Source organism: Rhizobacter sp. Root404 (assembly GCF_001425865.1).
Classification (GTDB): domain Bacteria; phylum Pseudomonadota; class Gammaproteobacteria; order Burkholderiales; family Burkholderiaceae_C; genus LMDS01.
Window position 1 is genome coordinate 757926 of the sequence record NZ_LMDS01000004.1, and the last position, 19428, is coordinate 777353.

The window sequence follows — 19428 nt, forward strand, 5'->3', positions numbered from 1 at the left end:
GCCGTGCCAGACTGGGCCATACACCGTATGGCCCTGCCCCGCTTCGCCCAGTCCCTGCATCGGTTCCGGCCGCGCCTGCTCGATGCGCTGCAGGGCTACGACGCGTCGCGCTTCGCCGCCGATGCCGGCGCGGGCGTCACCGTGGCCGTGGTCGCGTTGCCGCTGGCGATGGCGTTCGCGATCGCCTCGGGCGTCAAGCCCGAGCAGGGCCTGTTCACCGCGATCATCGCCGGCCTGCTGATTTCCGCGCTCGGCGGCTCGCAGGTGCAGATCGGCGGGCCGGCCGGCGCGTTCATCGTGATCGTCTACGGCATCGTCGAGCGCTACGGCCTGGCCAACCTGCTGATCGCCACCTCGCTCGCCGGCGTGCTGATGTTCGTGCTCGGCCTGTTCAAGCTCGGGGCGCTGGTGCGCTATGTGCCAGTGCCGATCGTCATCGGCTTCACCAACGGCATCGCGGTGCTGATCGCGGTCTCGCAGCTGCGCGACCTGCTGGGGCTGACGATCGCCGGCAAGCTGCCGGGCGACTTCTTCGCGCTGGTGCACACGCTGGCGCAGCACCTGGGCAGCTTCAACCCGTATGCGTTCGCGCTCGGCGCCGCCTGTGTCGTCGGCCTGTTCGTGTGGACGCGCGGATTCTCGGCCGGGGGATCGCTGAAGCGGCTGTCGTTGGCGCCGCACGTGGCCGGCGCGCCGCTGCGGGTCGCGGCGCGCACGCCCGCGCCAATCGTGGCGCTGGTGTCGCTCAGTGCACTGGCGGCCGTGCTGGACCTGCCGGTCGAGACCATCGGCACGCGCTTCGGCGGCATCCCGGCCGCGCTGCCGCACTTCGCGCTGCCCGACGTCACGTGGGAAACGGCCAAGCAGCTGTTCATCCCGACGCTGACGATCGCGCTGCTCGGCGCGGTCGAGTCGCTGCTTTGCGCGCGCGTCGCCGACAACCTGATCGACCACCCGCGCCACGACCCGAACCAGGAACTGATGGCGCAAGGCGTGGCCAACTTCGTCACGCCGTTTTTCGGCGGCATCCCGGCGACCGGCACGATCGCGCGCACCGTGACCAACGTGCGCGCCGGCGCGACCAGCCCGGTCGCCGGGATCGTCCATGCGCTGGTGATCCTGGTCGTCGTGCTGGTGGCGGCGCCGCTGGCCTCGGCGGTGCCGCTCGCGGTGCTGGCCGGCATCCTTCTCTTCGTCGCCTGGAACATGGGCGAGTGGCACGAGTTCGCGCGGCTGCGCCACTTCAGCACGTCGTACCGCCTGATCCTGGTCGGCACGTTCGCGCTGACGGTGATCTTCGACCTGACCGTCGCGGTCGAGGTCGGCCTGGTGCTGGCCTGCGTATTCTTCATCTACCGCATGAGCATGCTGTTCAGCGTGCTGCCGCACGCCACCGCCCCGGGCGAGACCTTGCCGGAGGGCGTGCAGGTGCGCGCGCTCTACGGGTCGCTGTTCTTCGGCGCGGTCGGCGGCATCGAGAGCCTGCCCGCGCTGCTGCCGCCCGGCACCCGCGGGCTGGTGCTGGAGGCGAGCCGGCTGGTGCTGGTCGACGCGTCGGGCATCGACGCGCTGCAGCAGCTGCAACGCACGCTCGAGCGGCGCGGCATCGTGCTGGTGCTGGCGAACGTCAACGAGCAGCCGCGGTCGCTGATGCGGCGCTCGGGTTTCGAGAGATCGCTCGGCCCGGGGCGTATCGTCACGGGCCTGACGAACCTCGACGACGCGCTCCGATGATCGACCTCGACGCCTACTGCCACCGCATCGCCTACACCGGCCCGCGCGAACCCACCCTCGCGGCGCTGAACGCCGTCTGCGCGGCCCACACGGCCGCGATTCCGTTCGAGAACCTCGACGCGTTCCTCGGCCGCGCCCCGCTGCTGGCGCCGGCGGCGCTGCAGGCCAAGCTGGTCGCACGCCGTCGCGGCGGCTACTGCTACGAGCAGAACGCGCTGCTGCGGCTGGCGCTGATCGAGTTCGGCTTCGCGGTCACGTCGCTCGCGGCGCGCGTGGTCTGGATGGCGGCCCCCGGTGCCGCGGTCCGCGCGCGCAGCCACATGCTGCTGACCGTGACGCTGCCCACTGCGCCGCAGGACGCCTTCCTCGCCGATGTCGGCTTCGGCGGCCACCTGCTCGGCGCGCCGCTGCGCTTCGTGCCCGGGCTGGTGCAACGCACCCCGGGCGGCACCGAACGCATCGCGCAGGACGGCGAGACCTTCACCCTCGAGGCGGAGCTGCCCGCCGGCTGGACGCCGGTCTACCGGTTCACGCGCGAACCGCACCTGCCGGTCGACTACGAGCCCTTGAACTGGTTCACCGGCACGCACCCCAGCTCGGTCTTCTGCCACAACCTGCGGCTCGAGCGGCTGACCGCCGCGTGCCGCGCCAGTCTGCTCAACGACAAGCTGACCCTGCGCATGCACGACGGAGCGACGCAGGTGCGGCGCCTCGCGGACGCGGCCGACCTGGCGCGCGTGCTCGACGAGGTGTTCGACCTCGAGCCGCCCGTTCCGGCCGCCGCGTTGTTCGAGCGCGTGCCGAAAGGCCTGGACGGCGCGTTCATGCCGGGGTGAGCGTCGCGCAGATCGCGCGGTCGATCTCGTCGGCCAGGCCGTGTGCCAGCGCGAACACCGAGCTGCCCACCAGCAACGCACCCGCCAGGCGCACCGCGAAGGTCGGCCGGATCAACGCGCCGCGCCGGAGCGCGAGCCGCCGCCAGACCCACGGCACCAGCGCCAGGCTGGCCGCCGACGCGAGGCCGAACGCGGCCATCACGCCTGCGCCCTGCAACGGCCCGCTCGCGAGCGCCGCGACGATCAACGCCGATTGCAGCAGCCCGCACGGCATGGCCGCCCAGCAGGCGCCGGCCATCGCCGGACGCCAGGGCAAACCCGTCGCGCCGCGCGGGTGGAAGCGTACCGTGCCGGGCGGGCCGGCGTCGCGGGCGCGGGTGCCGAGCTGCGCGAGCCAGACCGGCGCGCGCCCCTGCCACAGCAGCCAGCCGCCGAGCGCGATGGCGGCCACGTGCAGCAGGCTCCAGAGTGGGCGCAGCACCGGCGCGGCGCTGCCCCAGCCGGCCAGGGCCGAGACACTCGCCGCCACCAGCGCGCCGGCGGCGGCGTAGCCCGCCACGCGGCCGAGCTGCAGCGCGACCACGGCCCGCGCGCCGCCCGGCGCGGTGAGCCCCGTCTGCGCCGCGCCGCACATCGCGGCGCAGTGCGGACCGCCGGCCAGCCCCATCAGCAGCGCGGTGGCGGCGAGCGCGGCGTCGGCCATCAGATCACGCGGGAGTAGTGGTCGCGGGCGCGGTCGGCCTGCAGGTGGCGGTCGAACACCATCGCGATGCTGCGCACGAAATACCAGCCCAGCGGCGTCACTTCGATCGCATCGGCGTCGATCGTGACCAGCCCTTCGGCCTGGAGCGGCCGCAGCGACGCCAGTTCGGCCGCGAAGGTGCGGCGGAAGTCGACCAGGTGCGACAGCGAGATCGACTCGAACTCGACCCGGCCCTGGCACATCAGCGCCATGATCACCGCGCGGCGCAGCAGGTCGTCGCGGCTCAGCGCCAGACCCCGCACGACCGGGAAGGTGTGCTGTGCCAGCGCGTCCTGGTATTCCTCCAGCGTCTTCGCGTTCTGGCTGTAGGTGGCGCCGATCTTGCCGATCGCCGACACGCCCAGGCCGATCAGGTCGCAATCGGGCTGGGTGCTGTAGCCCTGGAAGTTGCGGTGCAGCCGGCCCTGGCGCTTGGCCACTGCGAGCGGGTCGTCCGGCAGCGCGAAATGGTCCATGCCGATGTAGACATAACCGGCGGCGCCGAAGCCCTCGATCGCCTGTGCCAGCATCGCGATCTTGTCGGGTGCGGGCGGCAGCGCGCCGATGTCGATCCGGCGCTGGGCCTTGAAGCGCTGCGGCAGGTGCGCGTAGGCATACAGCGCGATCCGGTCCGGGCGCAGCGCGCAGACCTGGTCGATCGTGCGCGCGAACGAGGCGGGCGTCTGGCGCGGCAGGCCGTAGATCAGGTCGACGTTGGTCGAACGGAAGTTCAGCGCCCGGGCCGACTCGAGCAACTGGCGCACGCTGTCGAAGCTCTGCACGCGGTGCACCGCGGCCTGCACCGCGGGGTCGAAGTCCTGCACGCCGAGGCTCAGGCGATTGAAGCCGAGTGCTGCGAGGTGACGCAGGCGCTGCGGGTCGGCGGTGCGCGGGTCGACTTCGATCGAGATCTCCGCGCTGGCGGAAATCGCGAAGGTGCGGCGCAGCATCGCCATCAGACCGGACAGTTCCTCGTCGCTCAGGAAGGTCGGCGAACCGCCGCCCAGGTGCAGTTGCGACACCGGCTGATGCAGCCCGAGCTCGACCGCGTGCAGGCCGATCTCGGCCTCGAGCGCCTTCAGGTACGGCGCGGCGCGCTCGTGGTGGCGGGTGATGATCTTGTTGCAGGCGCAGTAGTAGCAGAGCGACGCGCAGAACGGGATGTGCACGTACAGCGACAAGGGCGCCACACCGGCATTGCGACTCGCGCCCTGCATGCGCGAACGCAGCGCGCGCTCGTAGTCCTCGGGTCCGAAGGCCTCGATGAAGCGGTCGGCCGTCGGGTAGGAGGTGTAGCGCGGACCGGGCTGGTCGAGCCGGCGCAACAGGTCCGCCGAAACGATCGGACCGTCCGCGAGGATGGCGGTGTTCATGGTCGGCCACTGTGCCGGCGGACCGGGATGCACGGCTTGACGGCGATCAAACAAGCCCCCCGCAGCGGCGGGCACACTGCGGCGCATGCCCACGCCCATCCCTGCCGAACCGCTCGACGATCCCGCGGAACGCCGCGTCAGCAGCAAAGTCGTGCCGATCCGGGCGGCGACCTTGAAGGTCGCGTGCTCCAGCTGCAATCTTCGCGAGTTGTGCCTGCCGGTCGGCCTGGCGCCGAACGACATGGACCGGCTCGACGCCCTGGTCGAGTCGCGCCGCGCCGTCAAGCGCGGCGAGGTGCTCTACGGCGCCGGCGAGGCTTTTCGATCGCTGTACGCGGTGCGCACCGGCTTCTTCAAGACCCGCGTCGCCGCGGAGGACGGCCGCGACCAGGTCACGGGCTTCCAGATGGCCGGCGAACTGCTCGGCTTCGACGGCATCGGCAGCGAGCGCCACACCTGCGACGCCGTCGCGCTCGAGGACTCGCAGGTCTGCGTGCTGCCGTTCGGCCAGCTCGAATCGCTGTCGCGCCAGTTCGGCGACCTGCAGCGTCAGCTGCACAAGGTGATGAGCCGCGAGATCGTCCGCGAGCACGGCGTGATGCTGCTGCTCGGCAGCATGCGCGCCGAGGAGCGGCTCGCCGCCTTCCTGCTCAACCTCACGCAGCGGCTGCAGGCGCGCGGCTTCTCGCCGACCTCGCTGGTGCTGCGCATGACGCGCGAGGAGATCGGCAGCTACCTGGGCCTGAAGCTCGAGACCGTCAGCCGCACCTTCTCCAAGTTCCAGGACGATGGCGTGCTCGAAGTGCGGCAGCGCCAGCTGCGCGTGCTCGACGAGGCAGCCCTGCGCCAGCTCGTCAACAGCACGCCCTGCTGAGCGCGCCGCACCGCGCGCTCAGCGCAGCAGCAGGACCGGCAGCTTGCAGCGGGCGAGCACGCCGGTCGCGACCGAGCCCAGCACCATGTTGGCCAGGGCCGACTGGCCGTGCGTGCCCATCACGATCAGGTCGACCTTCTCCTCGGCCGCAAAGTCGGTGATCGCCTCGGCCGGGTGACCGCAGCGGTGCGCGGTGCGCAGGTTCCAGTGCTGCTGGTCGGCGAACGCGCGGATCGGCTTGAACACCTCCTCGGCGCGCTCGGCGTACCAGGCGTTCAGCGAAGCATGGTCGAGGAAGCGCGAGGCATGCGACGGGATCGGCGGGACCGCGACGAACGCGATGTACTCGTGGCTGGCGCCCAGCAGTTCCTCGTGGGCGGCGAGGTGGGCGAGCATGCGCTTGGTGTAGTCGCTGCCGTCCACGGGCAAGAGGATCTTCATGAAGGCTTCTCCGGCGTGGTGTGTCGAGGAGCCGATCGTCGGCGCTGCCGAGCGCCCGGGGCTTGACCGACATCAAGCGAGGCCGCGCGCACCGGCAGAACAATGGACCGGCCCGGTCGGCGCATCCGCTGCGGACAGTCCTTACCCTACTCGCGAGGTTCCATGCCACACCCCACCCTGCGCATCATCCGTGAAGAGCACGCCGCGCTGGCCGCGATGCTGCGCTCGATCCCGTTGCTGCTGGCCGAACACCGCCGGCGCGGCACGCTCCCGGACTTCGCGGCGCTGCGCGCGATGCTGTTCTACGTCGACGAATTTCCGGAACAGCGCCACCACCGGCTCGAGTCGCAGCTGCTGTTCCCGAAGCTGCGGGCGCGCACGCCGCTGGCGCGCGAGTTGCTGGACCGGCTCGATGCCGACCACGCCTGCGGCGAGCGCCGCATACGGGATCTCGAGCATGCGCTGCTGGCGTTCGAGATGCTCGGCGAATCGCGGCGCGAGGCTTTCGAGCGTGACGCGCAGCGCTATGTGGAGTTCTACCTCGCCCACATGGGCGTCGAGGAGCAGGAGATCCTGCCGCTCGCCAGGCGCACGCTGACGGACGCCGACTGGGCCGAGCTCGACGAGGCCTTCGCCGCCAACCGTGACCCGCTCACCGGCCACGCGCCGGAGGCCGACTACCGCGCGATGTTCACGCGCATCGTCAACGCGGTCCCCGCGCCGATCGGGCTGGGCGCCACGGCCTGAGGCCGGGCGATCACTCGCCCTCGGTCGCGGAGGCGCGAGCGGGGCCGTCGGCCTCGATCGTGAGCAGCGCCGTCAGCGCGCCCGCGGTCGAGATCGCCCCCCAGAACACCAGGAACGTGAAGGTGTAGATCGCCTGCTCCGACCAGTCGATCGACGCGCCGCCGAACCAATGCAGTTCGCCCGGGTCGACCACCGCGAACACGAGCATCTCGAGCACCGCGGCGACGACGAACGCCGGCCACAGGATCTGCAGCGCGCGTCGGCTCATGGCGCGGGACGGGGCCGCAGCGGCGAGGCGGCGTGGTTGCGCCCGATCAGGGCCGGTGCCGCGGCCGGGTCGGACGGCGCCACGCGTGCGGCGACCTGCGGCATCACCGGATCCGCGCCGCGGACCGCCGTGCCGACGAGCGCCAGGCTGGCGACCACGACGGTGCCGAGCCCGCCCACGAACAGCCACATCACGCCGACGCGCCACCAGGGCACTGCGGGCGGGGGAATCAGGATTGCGTTCATGGCGTCATCGTTCCTTTTCAGCGTGGTACCACGAAGGTGGATTTTTCCGACCGCTCCGCACGCACCGGTGCATCGGGGCCGTCCTGCAACGCGATGCGGAAGTGCATCGGGTGGGCGCCCGCCCCCAGCTGCTGCGCGACCTCCGGCGGGATCTGCACCGCGACCGGAACCCACCGTGCCTGCGTCGGGCCGAGTTCGACCGGCCCGCGGATCGTCACGGCCGCCTGCGGCAGGCCGTCCACCACGATGCGGAAGCGCTGGGGCAATTCGCTCGCATTCATCAGCTGGATGCGGTAGACGTTCTCGATCCGCCCGTCGTCGACCATGCGCGCGAGCGCACCGCGGTCGCGCACCACGTCGGCACGGAACGGCGCGCGCATCGCCAGGCTCGCCACGAACGCGACCGCGATCGCCAGCAACACGCCGCTGTAGATGAGCACGCGCGGCCGGAACACGCGCTTCCACATGCGCGCGGCACTCCAGCCGCCCTGCATGCCGTTCTGCGTGGCGTAGCGGATCAGGCCGCGCGGGTAGCCCATCTTGTCCATCACGCCGTTGCACACGTCGATGCAGGCGGTGCAGCCGATGCACTCGTACTGCAGGCCGTCGCGGATGTCGATGCCGGTCGGGCACACCTGCACGCACAGCGTGCAGTTGATGCAATCGCCCTTGCCGACCGAGGCCGGTGCGACGCCGCGGGCGCGCGAGCCGCGCGGCTCGCCGCGGGCGGTGTCGTAGCTGATGATCAGCGTGTCCCGGTCGAACATCGCGCTCTGGAAGCGCGCGTACGGGCACATGTACTTGCAGACCTGCTCGCGCATGTAGCCCGCGTTGCCGTAGGTCGCGAAGCCGTAGAACAGGCTCCAGAACCACTCCCACGGGCCGAGCGTGAGCGCCATGGCGCCGGCGAAGAGCTGGTGCGCGGGCGTGAAGTAGGCGACGAACGTGAAGCCGGTCCACAGCCCGATCCCGATCCACACCAACTGCTTGCCGCCGCGGCGCAGCAGCTTGCCGGTGCTCCACGGCGCGGCATCGAGCTTGATGCGCGCCTGGCGGTCGCCCTCGAAGCGGCGCTCGACCCACATGAAGATCTCGGTGTAGACGGTCTGCGGGCAGGCGAAGCCGCACCACAGGCGCCCGGCCACCGCGGTGAACAGGAACAGCGAGAACGCCGAGAGGATCAGCAGCCCGGACAGGTAGATGAAGTCCTGCGGGTACAGCACGAGCCCGAAGATGTAGAAGCGGCGGGCGCCCAGGTCGAACAGCACCGCCTGCCGCCCGCCCCATTCGAGCCACGGCAGACCGTAGAACACCAGTTGCGTGGCCCACACCAGGGCCCAGCGCCAGCCGGCGAACCAGCCGGTGACCGAGCGCGACTGGATCTTCGCTTCGCTCTGGTACAGCGACACCATCTCCGCCGGCGAAGGCGCCGACGCGACGATCGGGATGACCCGCTTCGACACGGAACTCACGGCGTCGTGGGCGAACCCGGCTGCGACAGGCTCCACACGTAAGACGCCAGCACGTGAATCTGCTCCGGCGTCAGGCGCCCGGCCTGCGCCGGCATGGTGTTCGTCTTGCCGTTGTTGACCATCGCGACGATCGCGTCCTCGCCCCAGCCGTGCAGCCAGATCTTGTCGGTCAGGTTGGGGGCGCCGATGGCGGTGTTGCCCTTGCCGTCGGCCCCGTGGCAGGCCGCGCAGACCGCGAACTTCGGCTGGCCGGCGGCGGCATAGATCGGGTTGTGCGCGCTTTTCGACAGGCTCAGCACGTAGTGCGCCACGTTGCGGACGTCCTGCGCGGTGCCGACCGCCGCTGCCATCGGCGGCATCATGCCGACGCGCCCCTGGGTGATCGTCTCCTCGATCTTGGCGGGCGCGCCGCCATGCAGCCAGTCGCCGTCGGTCAGGTTCGGGAAGCCCTTGCTGCCGTGCGCGTCCGAGCCGTGGCAGGTGGCGCAGTTGTTGATGAACAGGCGCTCGCCGATCGCCATCGCCTTCGGGTCACGGCGCAGCTGCTCGGCCGGCGTCGCGGCCAGGCTCGCATAGAGCGGCGCCATCGCGGCGTTGGCGGCCTTCTGTTCGGCCGCGACCTCGTTGTCGCTGGTCCAGCCCAGCTTGCCCGGCAGGCTGCCGAGGCCCGGGAACAGCGCCACGTAAACGAAGGCGAACAGCACCGTCAGGATGAACAGCCACATCCACCAGCGCGGCAGCGGGTTGTTCATCTCGACCAGGTCTTCGTCGAAGACGTGGCCGGTGCTGTTGTCCGCCGCCATCACCGTGCGCTTGGAGGCCACGAACAGCAGCCACAGGCAGCCCAGCAGGCCGATGACGGTGGCGGCGCCGACGAAGATCGACCAGCCGATGTGGGTGAAGTCGCTCATCGCGGCGACTCCTCGCCGGCGAACGGCAACTGCGCCGCCTCGGAGAAGGCCGCGGCGTTGCGGCGCGCGACGGCCCACGCGACGATGCCGATGAAGACCGCGAACGACAGCAGCGTCACGACGATCCGGAGTGCATTGATGTCCATCAGCTCATCCTCACTTCACAGCGGTGCCGAGCACCTGCAGGTAGGCCACCAGCGCATCGAGCTCGGTCTTGCCGGTCAGCTCGGCACCGCCCGCGGCGATCTCGGCGTCCGAGTACGGCACGCCGACGCGGCGCAGCGCGGTCATGCGGGGCGCGGCATCCGTCGGGTCGAGCTTGTTGCGCACGAGCCAGGGGTACGCGGGCATGTTCGACTCGGGTACGAGGTCACGCGGGTTCTCCAGGTGCAGGCGATGCCACTCGTCGCTGTACTTGCCGCCGACCCGGTGCAGGTCGGGCCCGGTGCGCTTGCTGCCCCACTGGAACGGGTGGTCGTAGACGAATTCGCCGGCCATCGAGTAGTGGCCGTAGCGCAGCACCTCGGCGCGCAGCGTGCGGATCATCTGCGAGTGGCAGTTGTAGCAACCCTCGCGGGTGTAGATGTCGCGCCCGGCGAGTTGCAGCGAGGTGTAGGGCTTGAGGCCCGGCACCGGCTCGGTGGTCGAGCGCTGGAAGAACAGCGGCACGATCTCGACGATGCCGCCGACCGCGACGACCAGCAGGATCAGCACGATCATCAGGAAGTTGCTGGTCTCGATCTTCTCGTGCGAGAAGCCGGTGGATGGATTGACGTTGGACATGGTGATTTGGCTCCGGACTCAGGCGGCGCTCGGCACGGCGGCCATCGGGATTCGCATGGGCACGTAGCGCCCGGCCTGCGCGGTCTTGATGGTGTTCCACACCATCACGCCCATGCCGCTGAGGTACAGCAGGCCACCGACGAGACGCACGAGGTAGAACGGGAACGTGGCCTTGACGCTCTCGACGAAGCTGTACACGAGCGTGCCGTCGGTGTTGACCGCGCGCCACATCAGGCCCTGCATCACGCCGGCCATCCACATCGCGGCGATGTAGAGCACGATGCCGAGGGTGCTGATCCAGAAGTGAATTTCGATCGCCCGCACGCTGTACATGCGGGTCTGGCCGAACATGCGCGGGATCATGTAGTACAGGGTGCCGATCGAGATCAGCCCGACCCAGCCGAGCGCCCCGGCATGCACGTGGCCGATGGTCCAGTCGGTGTAGTGGCTCAGGGCGTTGACGGTCTTGATCGACATCATCGGACCCTCGAACGTCGACATGCCGTAGAACGACAGCGCCACGATCAGGAACTTCAGGATCGGATCGTCGCGCAGCTTGTGCCAGGCGCCCGACAGCGTCATCACGCCGTTGATCATGCCGCCCCAGCTCGGCGCCAGAAGCACCAGCGAGAACACCATGCCGACCGACTGCGCCCAGTCGGGCAGCGCGGTGTAGTGCAGGTGGTGCGGACCGGCCCACATGTAGGTGAAGATCAGCGCCCAGAAGTGCACGATCGACAGCCGGTACGAGTACACCGGCCGGCCGGCCTGCTTGGGGATGAAGTAATACATCATCCCGAGGAAGCCCGCGGTCAGGAAGAAGCCGACCGCGTTGTGGCCGTACCACCACTGGACCATCGCGTCCTGCACGCCGGCGTAGGCCGAGTAGCTCTTGGTCAGGCTGACCGGCATCGCCATGCTGTTGACGATGTGCAGCAGCGCCACCGCGATGATGAACGAGCCGAAGAACCAGTTCGCGACGTAGATGTGACGCACCTTGCGGCGCCCGATCGTGCCGAAGAAGACGATCGCGTAGGCGACCCAGACGACGGTGATCAGGATGTCGATCGGCCACTCGAGTTCGGCGTACTCCTTGCCCTGGGTGTAGCCCATCGGCAGCGAGACGGCCGCGGCGACGATCACCAGCTGCCAGCCCCAGAACACGAACGCCGCCAGCTTGGGCAGGAAGATCGAGACCTGCGAGGTGCGCTGCACCACGTAGAAGCTGCTGGCCATCAGCGCGCAGCCGCCGAACGCGAAGATGACCGCGTTGGTGTGCAGCGGCCGCAGCCGGCCGTAGCTCAGCCACGGGATGCCGAAGTTGAGTTCGGGCCAGGTGAGCTGCGCGGCGATGAGCACGCCGACCGCCATGCCGACCACGCCCCAGAGGACCGCAGCGAGCGTGAACAGGCGCACCGCGCCATCGTCGTACACCGCCCCCGCCGAATCTGTCGCAGTTGGAACCGAACTCGCCATCACTCATCTCCTCGATGCCGCAACGGCGGCTCGAAGGAGTGTCGAACGAGTGCTCAGCCGGGCCCTTGATCCCCGTCAAGCTTCGACGGTGCGGCCTCGAAGATCCGTTCGCCCTCGCGCTCCAGATCGTCGAACTGCCCCGAGGACAGGGCCCAGCGGAACAGCGCCAGCAACGCGAACACCAGCAGCACCGACATCGGAACGAGCAGGAACAGGATGTCCATGGCGTCAGCCGCGCCCGCCGACGCGCAGGGCGTTCAGCACCACGAACAGCGAACTCGTCGCCATGCCGAGCCCCGCCGCCCACGGCGGGAACCAGCCGAGCAGCGCGAGCGGCACGCACACCGCATTGTAGGTCAGGGCCCAACCCAGGTTCTGGCGCAGTACGCGCATCGCGCGCCGTGCCACGTTCCGCGCCAGCGCGATGTCGGCCACGCGGCCCGACAGCAGCACGAAGTCGGCACCCGATTGCGTGATCGCCGCGCCCTGCGCGAACGCGAACGAGACGTCGGCGCGCGCGATCACCGGCGCATCGTTGAGGCCGTCTCCGACCATGCCGACGCGCCGCCCCTCGGACTGCAACGCAGCCACCTCGGCCAGCTTGCCTTCGGGCGTGACGCCGCCGCGCACGGCGTCGATGCGCAGCGGCGCCGCGACGGCCTGGACGCGCTCGGGCGCGTCGCCCGACAGCAGCTGGAGCCGCAGCCCGTCGGCGCGCAGCGCGGCGAGCGTGGCGGCCGCGTCGGGTTTCAGGCGCTCGTCGAACTCGAAGCAGGCCAGCGCGCCGCGCGCGTCGCCGAACCAGACCTCCATTCCGCCGCCTGCCGGCCGCGCCGCGGCGTTCGAATCGACCCAGGCCCGCGCGCCGAGCCGGGCGACCGCACCGTCGGGGCCGCGGCCCTGCACGCCCAGTCCCGCCTGCTCGCAGACGTCGACCCAGGTCGTGCCGTCGACCGCATCGGCCTCGAGCGCCAGCGCCTGGGCGAGCGGGTGGGTGGATTGCGCGGCCAGGGTGCTGGCCAGGCGCATCAGGTCCGCGTCGTCCAGCCCCGCACAGCGCGCGGCGGGCAGCAGGTGCACCGCCTGGAGGCGCATCGGCTGCTGCGTGAGCGTGCCGGTCTTGTCGAAGACCAGCGTATCGATGCCGGCGAGCGACTCGAGCGCGTCGAGCCGACGCACCAGGACGCCGCGCCGCGCGAGCGCGCCGGCCGCCGCGAGCAAGGCCGACGGCGCTGCCAGCGACAGCGCGCACGGGCAGGTGACGATCAGCACCGACACCGCGACCCAGACCGCCCGCGACGGGTCGATCACCGACCACACCGCCGCCGCCGCTGCCGCCAGGACCAGCACGCCCCACAGGAACGGCACCGCGACCCGGTCCGCAGCCTGCACCGCCGCGGGGCGCTGAGTGAGCGCGCTGCGCATCAGTGCGACGATGCCTTCGAAGCGGGTGTCGGCACCGAGCCGCTCGACCCGCATCGTCACCGGCGCGGCCAGGTTCAGGCTGCCGGCGACGACGTTCTCGCCGAGGCCGCGCTCGACCGGCCGCGATTCGCCCGTCAGCAGCGCCTCGTCGACCTGGGTGCGGCCCTCGAGCAGCGGGCCGTCGGCCGCGAAGGCCTCGCCCGCGAACACCCGCACCGCGTCGCCGACGCGGAGCGACTCGAGCGGGACGAGTTCGACACCGCCCTCCGGCCCGACACGGCGCGCCTGCGCGGGCAGGCGAGCGCAGGCGTCCTCCAGCGCGGCGGCGACGCGGTGCTGCGCCCGCAGGGTCAGCCAGCGTCCGCCGAGCAGGAAAGTCACGAACATCGTCAGCGAATCGAAATACACCTCGTGGCCGAACACGCCCCCGGGCGCGAACGTGGCACCGCTGCTGACGAGGAAGGTGACCGCCAGGCCGATCGCCACCGGCAGGTCCATGCGAACCTGGCGGCGCGCGAGCCCCGCGGCGGCCTCGCGAAAGATCGGCGCGGCCGAGAACAGCAGCACCGGCACGCTCAGCAGCCAGGAGGCCCACTGCAGCAGGCGCAGCATGTCGGGCGTCACGTCGCCGGGCGCGGCCACGTAGGCCGGCGCCGCATACATCATCACCTGCATCATGCAGAACGCGGCGACGAACAGGCGCCAGAGCGAGGCGCGCTGTTCGCGCTCGCGCAGCGCCCGCGCCGGCTCGGCCAGGTCGGGCATCGCCCCGTAGCCGGCCCGCGCCACCGCGGCGATCAGGCGCGCCGGCTCGGTCGCCCCGGGGTACCAGCGGATCATGGCACGTTGCGCCGCGTAACTCACGTCAGCGGAGATCACACCGGGTTCGGCGCGCAGGGCCTGCTCGATCGGCCCGGCGCACGCGGCGCAGTACAGGCCCGCCAGGCGCAGATGCGTGACCTGCGGGCTCGACGGCACCGCCGCGCGATCGGCAGGCAGGGGTGCGAGCGGGGCAGTCAGCGTGTCCACCCCTCAATCTAGCCCCGCGGCGGGGACAGGCCCTTGACGCGCGTCAACCGCGCGCCGGCGCACAAGCTCGCGAATTCCGGCCGCGCCTGTGGAACCCCTCTTGCGCGGCCGTGTGCGCCGCGGTAACACTCCACGGACCGACTTGCCGCAAGCGAATGAGAACCCGCATGGAAACGACCCCCCCGACCCGCAAGCCGCTGTACAAGTCGCTCTACGTCCAGGTCATCACCGCCATCATCATCGGCGTGCTGCTTGGCCACTTCTTCCCGAGCACCGGCGAGGCCATGAAGCCGCTCGGCGACGGCTTCATCAAGCTGATCAAGATGATCATCGCGCCGATCATCTTCTGCACCGTCGTGGTCGGCATCGCCGGCATGGAGGACATGAAGAAGGTCGGCAAGACCGGCGGCCTGGCGCTGCTGTACTTCGAGATCGTCAGCAGCATCGCGCTGGTGGTCGGGCTGGTGGTCATCAACTTGGTAAAGCCCGGCGTCGGCATGAACATCGACGCCGCGACGCTCGACACCAAGGGCATCGCCGCCTACACCAAGCCGGGGCAGATGGCCTCGACCACCGACTTCCTGCTGAACGTGATCCCGAGCACCGTGGTCGATGCGTTCGCGAAGGGCGAGATTCTCCAGGTGCTGCTGTTCGCCGTGATGTTCGGCTTCGCGCTGCACAAGTTCGGCGGCCGCGGCACGCTGGTATTCGATTTCATCGAGAAGTTCTCGCACGTGCTGTTCGGCATCGTCGGCTACATCATGAAGGTCGCGCCGATCGGCGCGTTCGGCGCGATGGCCTTCACGATCGGCAAGTACGGCGTCGGCTCGCTGGTGTCGCTCGGCCAGCTGATGGCGACGTTCTACGCGACCTGCCTGATCTTCATCTTCGTCGTGCTCGGCGGCATCGCCAGGGCGAACGGCTTCTCGATCCTGAAGTTCATCAAGTACATCAAGGAAGAGCTGCTCATCGTGCTCGGCACCTCGTCGAGCGAGTCGGTGCTGCCGCGCATGATGGCCAAGATGGAGAACCTGGGCGCCAAGAAGTCGGTGGTGGGCCTGGTGATCCCGACCGGCTACTCCTTCAACCTCGACGGCACCTCGATCTACCTGACGATGGCCGCCGTGTTCATTGCGCAGGCCACCAACACGCCGATGAGCGTGACCCAGCAGGTCACGCTGCTGCTGGTGCTGCTGCTGACGTCGAAGGGCGCGGCCGGCGTCACCGGCAGTGGCTTCATCGTGCTGGCGGCCACGCTCTCGGCGGTCGGCCATGTCCCGGTGGCGGGGCTGGCGCTGATTCTGGGCATCGACCGGTTCATGTCCGAGGCCCGCGCGCTGACCAACCTGATCGGCAACGGCGTCGCGACGATCGTCGTGGCCCGCTGGACCGGCGACCTCGACCAGGCCCGCATGCAGCGCGAGCTCGACAACACCAGCGGCACCGAGTCCGACGACCCCGAAGCGGAACTCGACCAGCAGGACATCCACATGCCGGCCACGCGCTCCAGCGTCTGACCGATCCGACATTCATTCACCGAAGGAGACATAAATATGGCAACGAAACAACGCGTGGTTCTGGTCACGGGCGGCATGGGCGGCCTGGGCGAGACGATCTCCACCAAGATGGTCGACGCCGGTTACAAGGTCGTCGTGACCTACTCGCCGAGCAACACGAAGTCCGACCAGTGGGTCGCCGACATGAAGAAGAACGGCTACGACATCACCGCCGTGGCCTGCGACGTGTCCGATTTCGATTCCTGCACCAAGGCCGTGGCCGAAGTGCAGAGCAAGGTCGGCGCGGTCGACGTGCTGGTCAACAACGCCGGCATCACCCGCGACACCACGTTCAAGAAGATGGACAAGCTGAACTGGGACGCCGTGATGCGCACCAACCTCGACAGCCTGTTCAACATGACCAAGCAGGTTGCCGACGGCATGGTCGAGCGCGGCTGGGGCCGCATCATCAACATCAGCTCGGTCAACGGCAGCAAGGGCGCATTCGGCCAGACCAACTACTCGGCCGCGAAGGCCGGCGTGCACGGCTTCACCAAGGCGCTGGCACTCGAGGTCGCGAAGAAGAACGTCACCGTCAACACGATCTCGCCGGGCTACATCGGCACGAAGATGGTCACCGCGATCCCGGAGGACGTGCTGAACACCAAGATCCTGCCGCAGATTCCGGTCGGTCGCCTCGGCAAGCCCGAGGAAGTCGCGGGCCTGGTGATCTACCTCGCGTCGGAGGAAGCCGCCTTCGTGACCGGCGCCAACATCGCGATCAACGGCGGCCAGCACATGCAGTGAGGTCGACGCGGCTTCTTTCTTCCACTCTCGAGGAGATTCAATGATCAAGGCAGGGATCGACCAGGACGCGATCGTCAAGATGTTCTCGGAGGCCACGGCCAAGCAGGGCGAGGCATTGCGCAAGGCCGTCAGCGACGCGACGCTGAAGGCGCTGCAGGGCCGCGAGCTGACGATGGCGAACATCAAGAAGGTGCTGTCGACGGTGACGACCGCGGCCAGCACCGGGGCGGCACAGAACGTCGCCAGCCCGGTGGACGTCGAGGCGCTGCTCACCAAGGCGTTCGCCGGCATGGACGCCGCGCTGCTCCAGGCCGTCGAGGCCAACCGCAAGGCGTTGCAGCAGTTCGTCGACCAGGGCGCCGGGCTGCAGGAGAAGCAGCTCAAGGGCGCGCTCGCCAACATCGAGAAGATGGAGGACACGTTCTTCGCCACGGTGACCAAGGCGGCGCAGGGCGTCGCCGGCCCGATGCAGGGCCCGTGGGAACACGTGCTCAGCGCGATGAAGATGCAGGGCACCGACACCGGCGCCCAGGCCTCGCAGACGGTCGAACAGCTGATGTCGCAGGCGCAGACTGCGCTGCGCGACGGCCGCGCCGCGACCGCGAAGACCGCGCAGGCGATGCTCGACGGCTACGCCGCGCTGGTCAGCGGCGTGCTGATCGGCATGTCCGAAGGGCTGCAGTCCGGCTCGTCGGATGCGTCCGCCGCGAAGACAAAGAAGAAATAGCGTATCGATCCCGCCGGCCGATCCGGCCTACCATCCGGCCGCGCGAATGCGCGGCTTTCTTTTGGAGACGTTGATGCGAACTGCTGTTGCCCTCCCCGTCGCGCTGGCCTTCGTCGCCGGCATCGCGTTCTCGCCGGTGGCCCAACGGCTGCTGCCCGACGCGCACGCCCAGGCCTCCGCACCCGCGGCTGCCGCGCCTGGCCTGGCGCCGATGATCATCGACGTCGCGGCGCTGAAGGATGCCGACCTCGGCGCCACCCCGAACCCCGACCTGCGCTCCAAGGGCTATGTCGCGACACCGAACGGAACGATCGCCGTCCAGATGGGCAACGTCGCGAAGCACTTCCACAGCAATGCCGACGAGATCCAGTACATCGTCGAGGGCACCGGCACGGCCTGGCTGGGCAACGAGAAGCGCGAGATCCGGCCCGGCATGCTGATCGTGATCCCGCGCGGCACGCACCACGCCGGTACCGAGGCAACCAGCGGGCGATTCAAGGCGATCGCGATCAAGCTGCCGCCCCAGGACCCGAAGGACACGACCTTCGTCAACTGACGGACATCGCGCACGCATGGACCTGGGGATCGACCTCGGCACCTCCGAGGTGAAGGCGGTGCTGGTCGACGCCGCCGGGCGCGTCGTCGGCCAGGCCCATGGCGCGGTACCGATCGCGCGGCCGCAGCCGCAGTGGTCGGAGCAGGACCCGGCCGACTGGTGGTCCGCCACCGTGGCCGCGCTCGGCGCGCTGCGCGCCGAACACCCGGCCGAGTTCGCCGCGGTCCGCGGCCTCGGCCTCTCGGGCCACATGCACGGCGCGACGCTGCTCGATGCGCGCAACCGCGTGCTGCGCCCGGCGATCCTCTGGAACGACGGCCGCAGCCACGCCGAATGCGTCGAGCTCGAACGGCGCGAGCCGCGCAGCCGCGCCCTCACCGGCAACATCGCGATGCCCGGCTTCACGGCGCCGAAGCTGATGTGGGTCGAGGCGCACGAGCCGGCAGTCTTTCGCCAGGTCGCGCGCGTGCTGCTGCCCAAGGATTACCTGCGGCTGCTGCTGACCGGCGAGGCCGCCTCGGACATGTCCGATTCGGCCGGCACGCTGTGGCTGGACGTGCAGCGCCGCGACTGGTCCGACGAGATGCTGGCGGCCACGCACCTGCGGCGCGAGCAGATGCCGCGGCTGGTCGAGGGCAGCGAGGCCAGCGGCACGGTGCTGCCTACCGTCGCGCAGCAGCTCGGCCTGCCGCGCGGCGTGGTCGTCGCCGGCGGCGCGGGGGACAACGCGGCGAGCGCGGCCGGCATCGGCGTGGTCGAGCCCGGGACGGCCTTCCTGTCGCTCGGGACCTCGGGCGTCTACTTCGTGGCCAACGCCGCGTTCTCGCCGAACCCGGCGGGTGCGGTGCATGCGTTCTGCCATGCCTTCCCGGCCACCTGGCACCAGATGACGGTGATGCTCTCGGCAGGCAGCGCGCTGCGCTGGTTGCGTGGCGCCGTGCATGGCGACAGCGAGGCGCAGCTGGTGGCGGAGGCCCAGGCACTGCCGGCCGGCGCCGAGGTGCCGCTCTTCCTGCCCTATCTGTCGGGCGAGCGCACGCCGCACAACAACCCCCACGCATCCGGCGTGTTCTTCGGGCTGACGCACGACCACGGCCGCGGTCACCTCGCCCAGGCGGTCCTCGAGGGGGTGGCGTTCGCGTTCCTGGACGGTCAGCAGGCACTCGTCGACGGCGGGGCCCGGATCGACAGCGTCACGCTGGTCGGCGGCGGTTCGCGCAGCGCACCTTGGGCGCAATTGCTCGCGGATGCGCTGGGAAGGACGCTCGATCGCCGCAGCGGGGCGGATGTAGGTGCCGCGCTGGGCGCCGCCCGGCTCGGGCGGCTGGCTCGAACGCGCGAAGCGGTGGCGACGGTGTGCGCTGCGCCGCCGGTCATCGACAGCTTCACGCCCGATCGCGACCGAAACGAGCGGTTGACGGCGCGTCACGAGAAGTTTCAACGGCTCTATCGAGCGCTCGGCCCCGAGATGGGCGCCTGACGTGAC

General features: G+C 70.0%; 21 protein-coding genes. 9 read left to right on the forward strand and 12 right to left on the reverse strand.

What is annotated here, in order from left to right; genetic code table 11:
• The first annotated feature begins 27 nt into the window (after positions 1 to 27).
• Both ASC76_RS08165 and ASC76_RS08170 read left to right on the forward strand, forming a co-directional pair.
• A complete protein-coding gene (locus ASC76_RS08165) occupies positions 28 to 1734 on the forward strand; it encodes a SulP family inorganic anion transporter (protein ID WP_056464709.1) in 1707 nt (568 codons plus the stop codon).
• Complete coding sequence (locus tag ASC76_RS08170) at positions 1731 to 2570, forward strand: arylamine N-acetyltransferase (protein WP_056464711.1); 840 nt, start codon at positions 1731 to 1733, stop codon at positions 2568 to 2570. Before ASC76_RS08165 ends, ASC76_RS08170 begins: the two co-directional genes overlap by 4 nt.
• On the opposite strand, the gene ASC76_RS08175 is transcribed toward ASC76_RS08170, so the two are convergent.
• Both ASC76_RS08175 and hemN read right to left on the reverse strand, forming a co-directional pair.
• The gene (locus ASC76_RS08175) at positions 2557 to 3273 is read right to left on the reverse strand and encodes a sulfite exporter TauE/SafE family protein (protein ID WP_056464713.1); all 717 of its coding nucleotides are present in this window, start codon (positions 3271 to 3273) and stop codon (positions 2557 to 2559) included. The two genes, ASC76_RS08170 and ASC76_RS08175, sit on opposite strands and share 14 nt — an antisense overlap.
• Positions 3273 to 4685, reverse strand: a complete 1413-nt coding sequence (hemN, locus tag ASC76_RS08180; RefSeq protein WP_056464715.1) for an oxygen-independent coproporphyrinogen III oxidase — start codon at positions 4683 to 4685, stop codon at positions 3273 to 3275. The genes ASC76_RS08175 and hemN overlap by 1 nt, the downstream gene beginning before the upstream one ends.
• A gap of 85 nt (positions 4686 to 4770) precedes the next feature.
• On the opposite strand from hemN, the gene fnr reads away from it, so the two are divergent.
• Entirely contained in the window at positions 4771 to 5559 is a 789-nt protein-coding gene (gene fnr / locus ASC76_RS08185; RefSeq protein WP_082548915.1) for a fumarate/nitrate reduction transcriptional regulator Fnr, read from the forward strand.
• Positions 5560 to 5577: 18 nt separating this feature from the next.
• Here the strand turns inward: fnr and ASC76_RS08190 are convergent, their stop codons facing one another.
• Positions 5578 to 6000, reverse strand: coding sequence for a universal stress protein (locus ASC76_RS08190; RefSeq protein WP_056464717.1), 423 nt, complete (start codon positions 5998 to 6000; stop codon positions 5578 to 5580).
• 162 nt (positions 6001 to 6162) lie between these two features.
• Here ASC76_RS08190 and ASC76_RS08195 point away from each other — a divergent pair, with 162 nt between their 5' ends.
• On the forward strand, positions 6163 to 6747 hold the full coding sequence (locus ASC76_RS08195; RefSeq protein WP_056464719.1) for a hemerythrin domain-containing protein: 585 nt from the start codon (positions 6163 to 6165) through the stop codon (positions 6745 to 6747).
• Positions 6748 to 6757: 10 nt separating this feature from the next.
• On the opposite strand, the gene ASC76_RS08200 is transcribed toward ASC76_RS08195, so the two are convergent.
• Genes ASC76_RS08200 through ASC76_RS08240 form a run of 9 tightly spaced genes read right to left on the reverse strand, consistent with a single transcriptional unit; the run spans position 6758 to position 14356 of the window.
• Positions 6758 to 7015, reverse strand: a complete 258-nt coding sequence (locus ASC76_RS08200; protein WP_056464721.1) for a hypothetical protein — start codon at positions 7013 to 7015, stop codon at positions 6758 to 6760.
• Positions 7012 to 7260, reverse strand: a complete 249-nt coding sequence (locus ASC76_RS08205; protein WP_056464723.1) for a hypothetical protein — start codon at positions 7258 to 7260, stop codon at positions 7012 to 7014. Before ASC76_RS08205 ends, ASC76_RS08200 begins: the two co-directional genes overlap by 4 nt.
• Before the next feature lie 17 nt (positions 7261 to 7277).
• On the reverse strand, positions 7278 to 8672 hold the full coding sequence (ccoG, locus tag ASC76_RS08210) for a cytochrome c oxidase accessory protein CcoG (RefSeq protein WP_157615656.1): 1395 nt from the start codon (positions 8670 to 8672) through the stop codon (positions 7278 to 7280).
• 56 nt (positions 8673 to 8728) lie between these two features.
• Complete coding sequence (gene ccoP, locus ASC76_RS08215) at positions 8729 to 9643, reverse strand: cytochrome-c oxidase, cbb3-type subunit III (RefSeq protein ID WP_056464725.1); 915 nt, start codon at positions 9641 to 9643, stop codon at positions 8729 to 8731.
• Positions 9640 to 9789 carry a CcoQ/FixQ family Cbb3-type cytochrome c oxidase assembly chaperone gene (locus tag ASC76_RS08220; RefSeq protein ID WP_056464727.1) on the reverse strand — a complete coding sequence of 50 codons (150 nt, stop codon included), beginning with the start codon at positions 9787 to 9789 and terminating at the stop codon, positions 9640 to 9642. Before ASC76_RS08220 ends, ccoP begins: the two co-directional genes overlap by 4 nt.
• A 10-nt stretch (positions 9790 to 9799) precedes the next feature.
• Positions 9800 to 10426, reverse strand: coding sequence for a cytochrome-c oxidase, cbb3-type subunit II (gene ccoO, locus ASC76_RS08225; RefSeq protein ID WP_056464730.1), 627 nt, complete (start codon positions 10424 to 10426; stop codon positions 9800 to 9802).
• Between the two features lie 18 nt (positions 10427 to 10444).
• Positions 10445 to 11902 (reverse strand): cytochrome-c oxidase, cbb3-type subunit I, encoded by a 1458-nt coding sequence (gene ccoN / locus ASC76_RS08230; RefSeq protein ID WP_056464731.1) that lies wholly within the window; start codon positions 11900 to 11902, stop codon positions 10445 to 10447.
• 53 nt (positions 11903 to 11955) lie between these two features.
• Positions 11956 to 12126, reverse strand: a complete 171-nt coding sequence (ccoS, locus tag ASC76_RS08235) for a cbb3-type cytochrome oxidase assembly protein CcoS (protein WP_056464733.1) — start codon at positions 12124 to 12126, stop codon at positions 11956 to 11958.
• A gap of 4 nt (positions 12127 to 12130) precedes the next feature.
• Positions 12131 to 14356 (reverse strand): cation-translocating P-type ATPase, encoded by a 2226-nt coding sequence (locus tag ASC76_RS08240; protein ID WP_235580387.1) that lies wholly within the window; start codon positions 14354 to 14356, stop codon positions 12131 to 12133.
• A gap of 167 nt (positions 14357 to 14523) precedes the next feature.
• On the opposite strand from ASC76_RS08240, the gene ASC76_RS08245 reads away from it, so the two are divergent.
• From ASC76_RS08245 to xylB, 5 genes are all read left to right on the forward strand, one after another.
• Positions 14524 to 15873, forward strand: coding sequence for a dicarboxylate/amino acid:cation symporter (locus ASC76_RS08245; protein WP_056464735.1), 1350 nt, complete (start codon positions 14524 to 14526; stop codon positions 15871 to 15873).
• A 36-nt stretch (positions 15874 to 15909) separates the two neighbouring features.
• Positions 15910 to 16659 carry an acetoacetyl-CoA reductase gene (gene phbB / locus ASC76_RS08250; protein WP_056464738.1) on the forward strand — a complete coding sequence of 250 codons (750 nt, stop codon included), beginning with the start codon at positions 15910 to 15912 and terminating at the stop codon, positions 16657 to 16659.
• A gap of 40 nt (positions 16660 to 16699) precedes the next feature.
• Positions 16700 to 17386, forward strand: a complete 687-nt coding sequence (locus ASC76_RS08255) for a DUF6781 family protein (RefSeq protein ID WP_056464740.1) — start codon at positions 16700 to 16702, stop codon at positions 17384 to 17386.
• Positions 17387 to 17459: 73 nt separating this feature from the next.
• Complete coding sequence (locus ASC76_RS08260; protein WP_082549154.1) at positions 17460 to 17942, forward strand: cupin domain-containing protein; 483 nt, start codon at positions 17460 to 17462, stop codon at positions 17940 to 17942.
• Positions 17943 to 17958: 16 nt separating this feature from the next.
• Entirely contained in the window at positions 17959 to 19422 is a 1464-nt protein-coding gene (gene xylB / locus ASC76_RS08265; RefSeq protein ID WP_056464742.1) for a xylulokinase, read from the forward strand.
• The last annotated feature ends 6 nt before the right edge of the window (positions 19423 to 19428 follow it).

Excerpts from the sequence above, each read along its gene's own strand:
- ASC76_RS08165 (WP_056464709.1), top strand. The coding sequence starts at position 28 with ATGGCCCTGCCCCGCTTCGCCCAGTCCCTGCATCGGTTCCGGCCGCGC.
- ASC76_RS08170 (WP_056464711.1), top strand. The coding sequence starts at position 1,731 with ATGATCGACCTCGACGCCTACTGCCACCGCATCGCCTACACCGGCCCG.
- ASC76_RS08175 (WP_056464713.1), bottom strand. The coding sequence starts at position 3,273 with ATGGCCGACGCCGCGCTCGCCGCCACCGCGCTGCTGATGGGGCTGGCC.
- hemN (WP_056464715.1), bottom strand. The coding sequence starts at position 4,685 with ATGAACACCGCCATCCTCGCGGACGGTCCGATCGTTTCGGCGGACCTG.
- fnr (WP_082548915.1), top strand. The coding sequence starts at position 4,771 with ATGCCCACGCCCATCCCTGCCGAACCGCTCGACGATCCCGCGGAACGC.
- ASC76_RS08190 (WP_056464717.1), bottom strand. The coding sequence starts at position 6,000 with ATGAAGATCCTCTTGCCCGTGGACGGCAGCGACTACACCAAGCGCATG.
- ASC76_RS08195 (WP_056464719.1), top strand. The coding sequence starts at position 6,163 with ATGCCACACCCCACCCTGCGCATCATCCGTGAAGAGCACGCCGCGCTG.
- ASC76_RS08200 (WP_056464721.1), bottom strand. The coding sequence starts at position 7,015 with ATGAGCCGACGCGCGCTGCAGATCCTGTGGCCGGCGTTCGTCGTCGCC.
- ASC76_RS08205 (WP_056464723.1), bottom strand. The coding sequence starts at position 7,260 with ATGAACGCAATCCTGATTCCCCCGCCCGCAGTGCCCTGGTGGCGCGTC.
- ccoG (WP_157615656.1), bottom strand. The coding sequence starts at position 8,672 with ATGGTGTCGCTGTACCAGAGCGAAGCGAAGATCCAGTCGCGCTCGGTC.
- ccoP (WP_056464725.1), bottom strand. The coding sequence starts at position 9,643 with ATGAGCGACTTCACCCACATCGGCTGGTCGATCTTCGTCGGCGCCGCC.
- ASC76_RS08220 (WP_056464727.1), bottom strand. The coding sequence starts at position 9,789 with ATGGACATCAATGCACTCCGGATCGTCGTGACGCTGCTGTCGTTCGCG.
- ccoO (WP_056464730.1), bottom strand. The coding sequence starts at position 10,426 with ATGTCCAACGTCAATCCATCCACCGGCTTCTCGCACGAGAAGATCGAG.
- ccoN (WP_056464731.1), bottom strand. The coding sequence starts at position 11,902 with ATGGCGAGTTCGGTTCCAACTGCGACAGATTCGGCGGGGGCGGTGTAC.
- ccoS (WP_056464733.1), bottom strand. The coding sequence starts at position 12,126 with ATGGACATCCTGTTCCTGCTCGTTCCGATGTCGGTGCTGCTGGTGTTC.
- ASC76_RS08245 (WP_056464735.1), top strand. The coding sequence starts at position 14,524 with ATGGAAACGACCCCCCCGACCCGCAAGCCGCTGTACAAGTCGCTCTAC.
- phbB (WP_056464738.1), top strand. The coding sequence starts at position 15,910 with ATGGCAACGAAACAACGCGTGGTTCTGGTCACGGGCGGCATGGGCGGC.
- ASC76_RS08255 (WP_056464740.1), top strand. The coding sequence starts at position 16,700 with ATGATCAAGGCAGGGATCGACCAGGACGCGATCGTCAAGATGTTCTCG.
- ASC76_RS08260 (WP_082549154.1), top strand. The coding sequence starts at position 17,460 with ATGCGAACTGCTGTTGCCCTCCCCGTCGCGCTGGCCTTCGTCGCCGGC.
- xylB (WP_056464742.1), top strand. The coding sequence starts at position 17,959 with ATGGACCTGGGGATCGACCTCGGCACCTCCGAGGTGAAGGCGGTGCTG.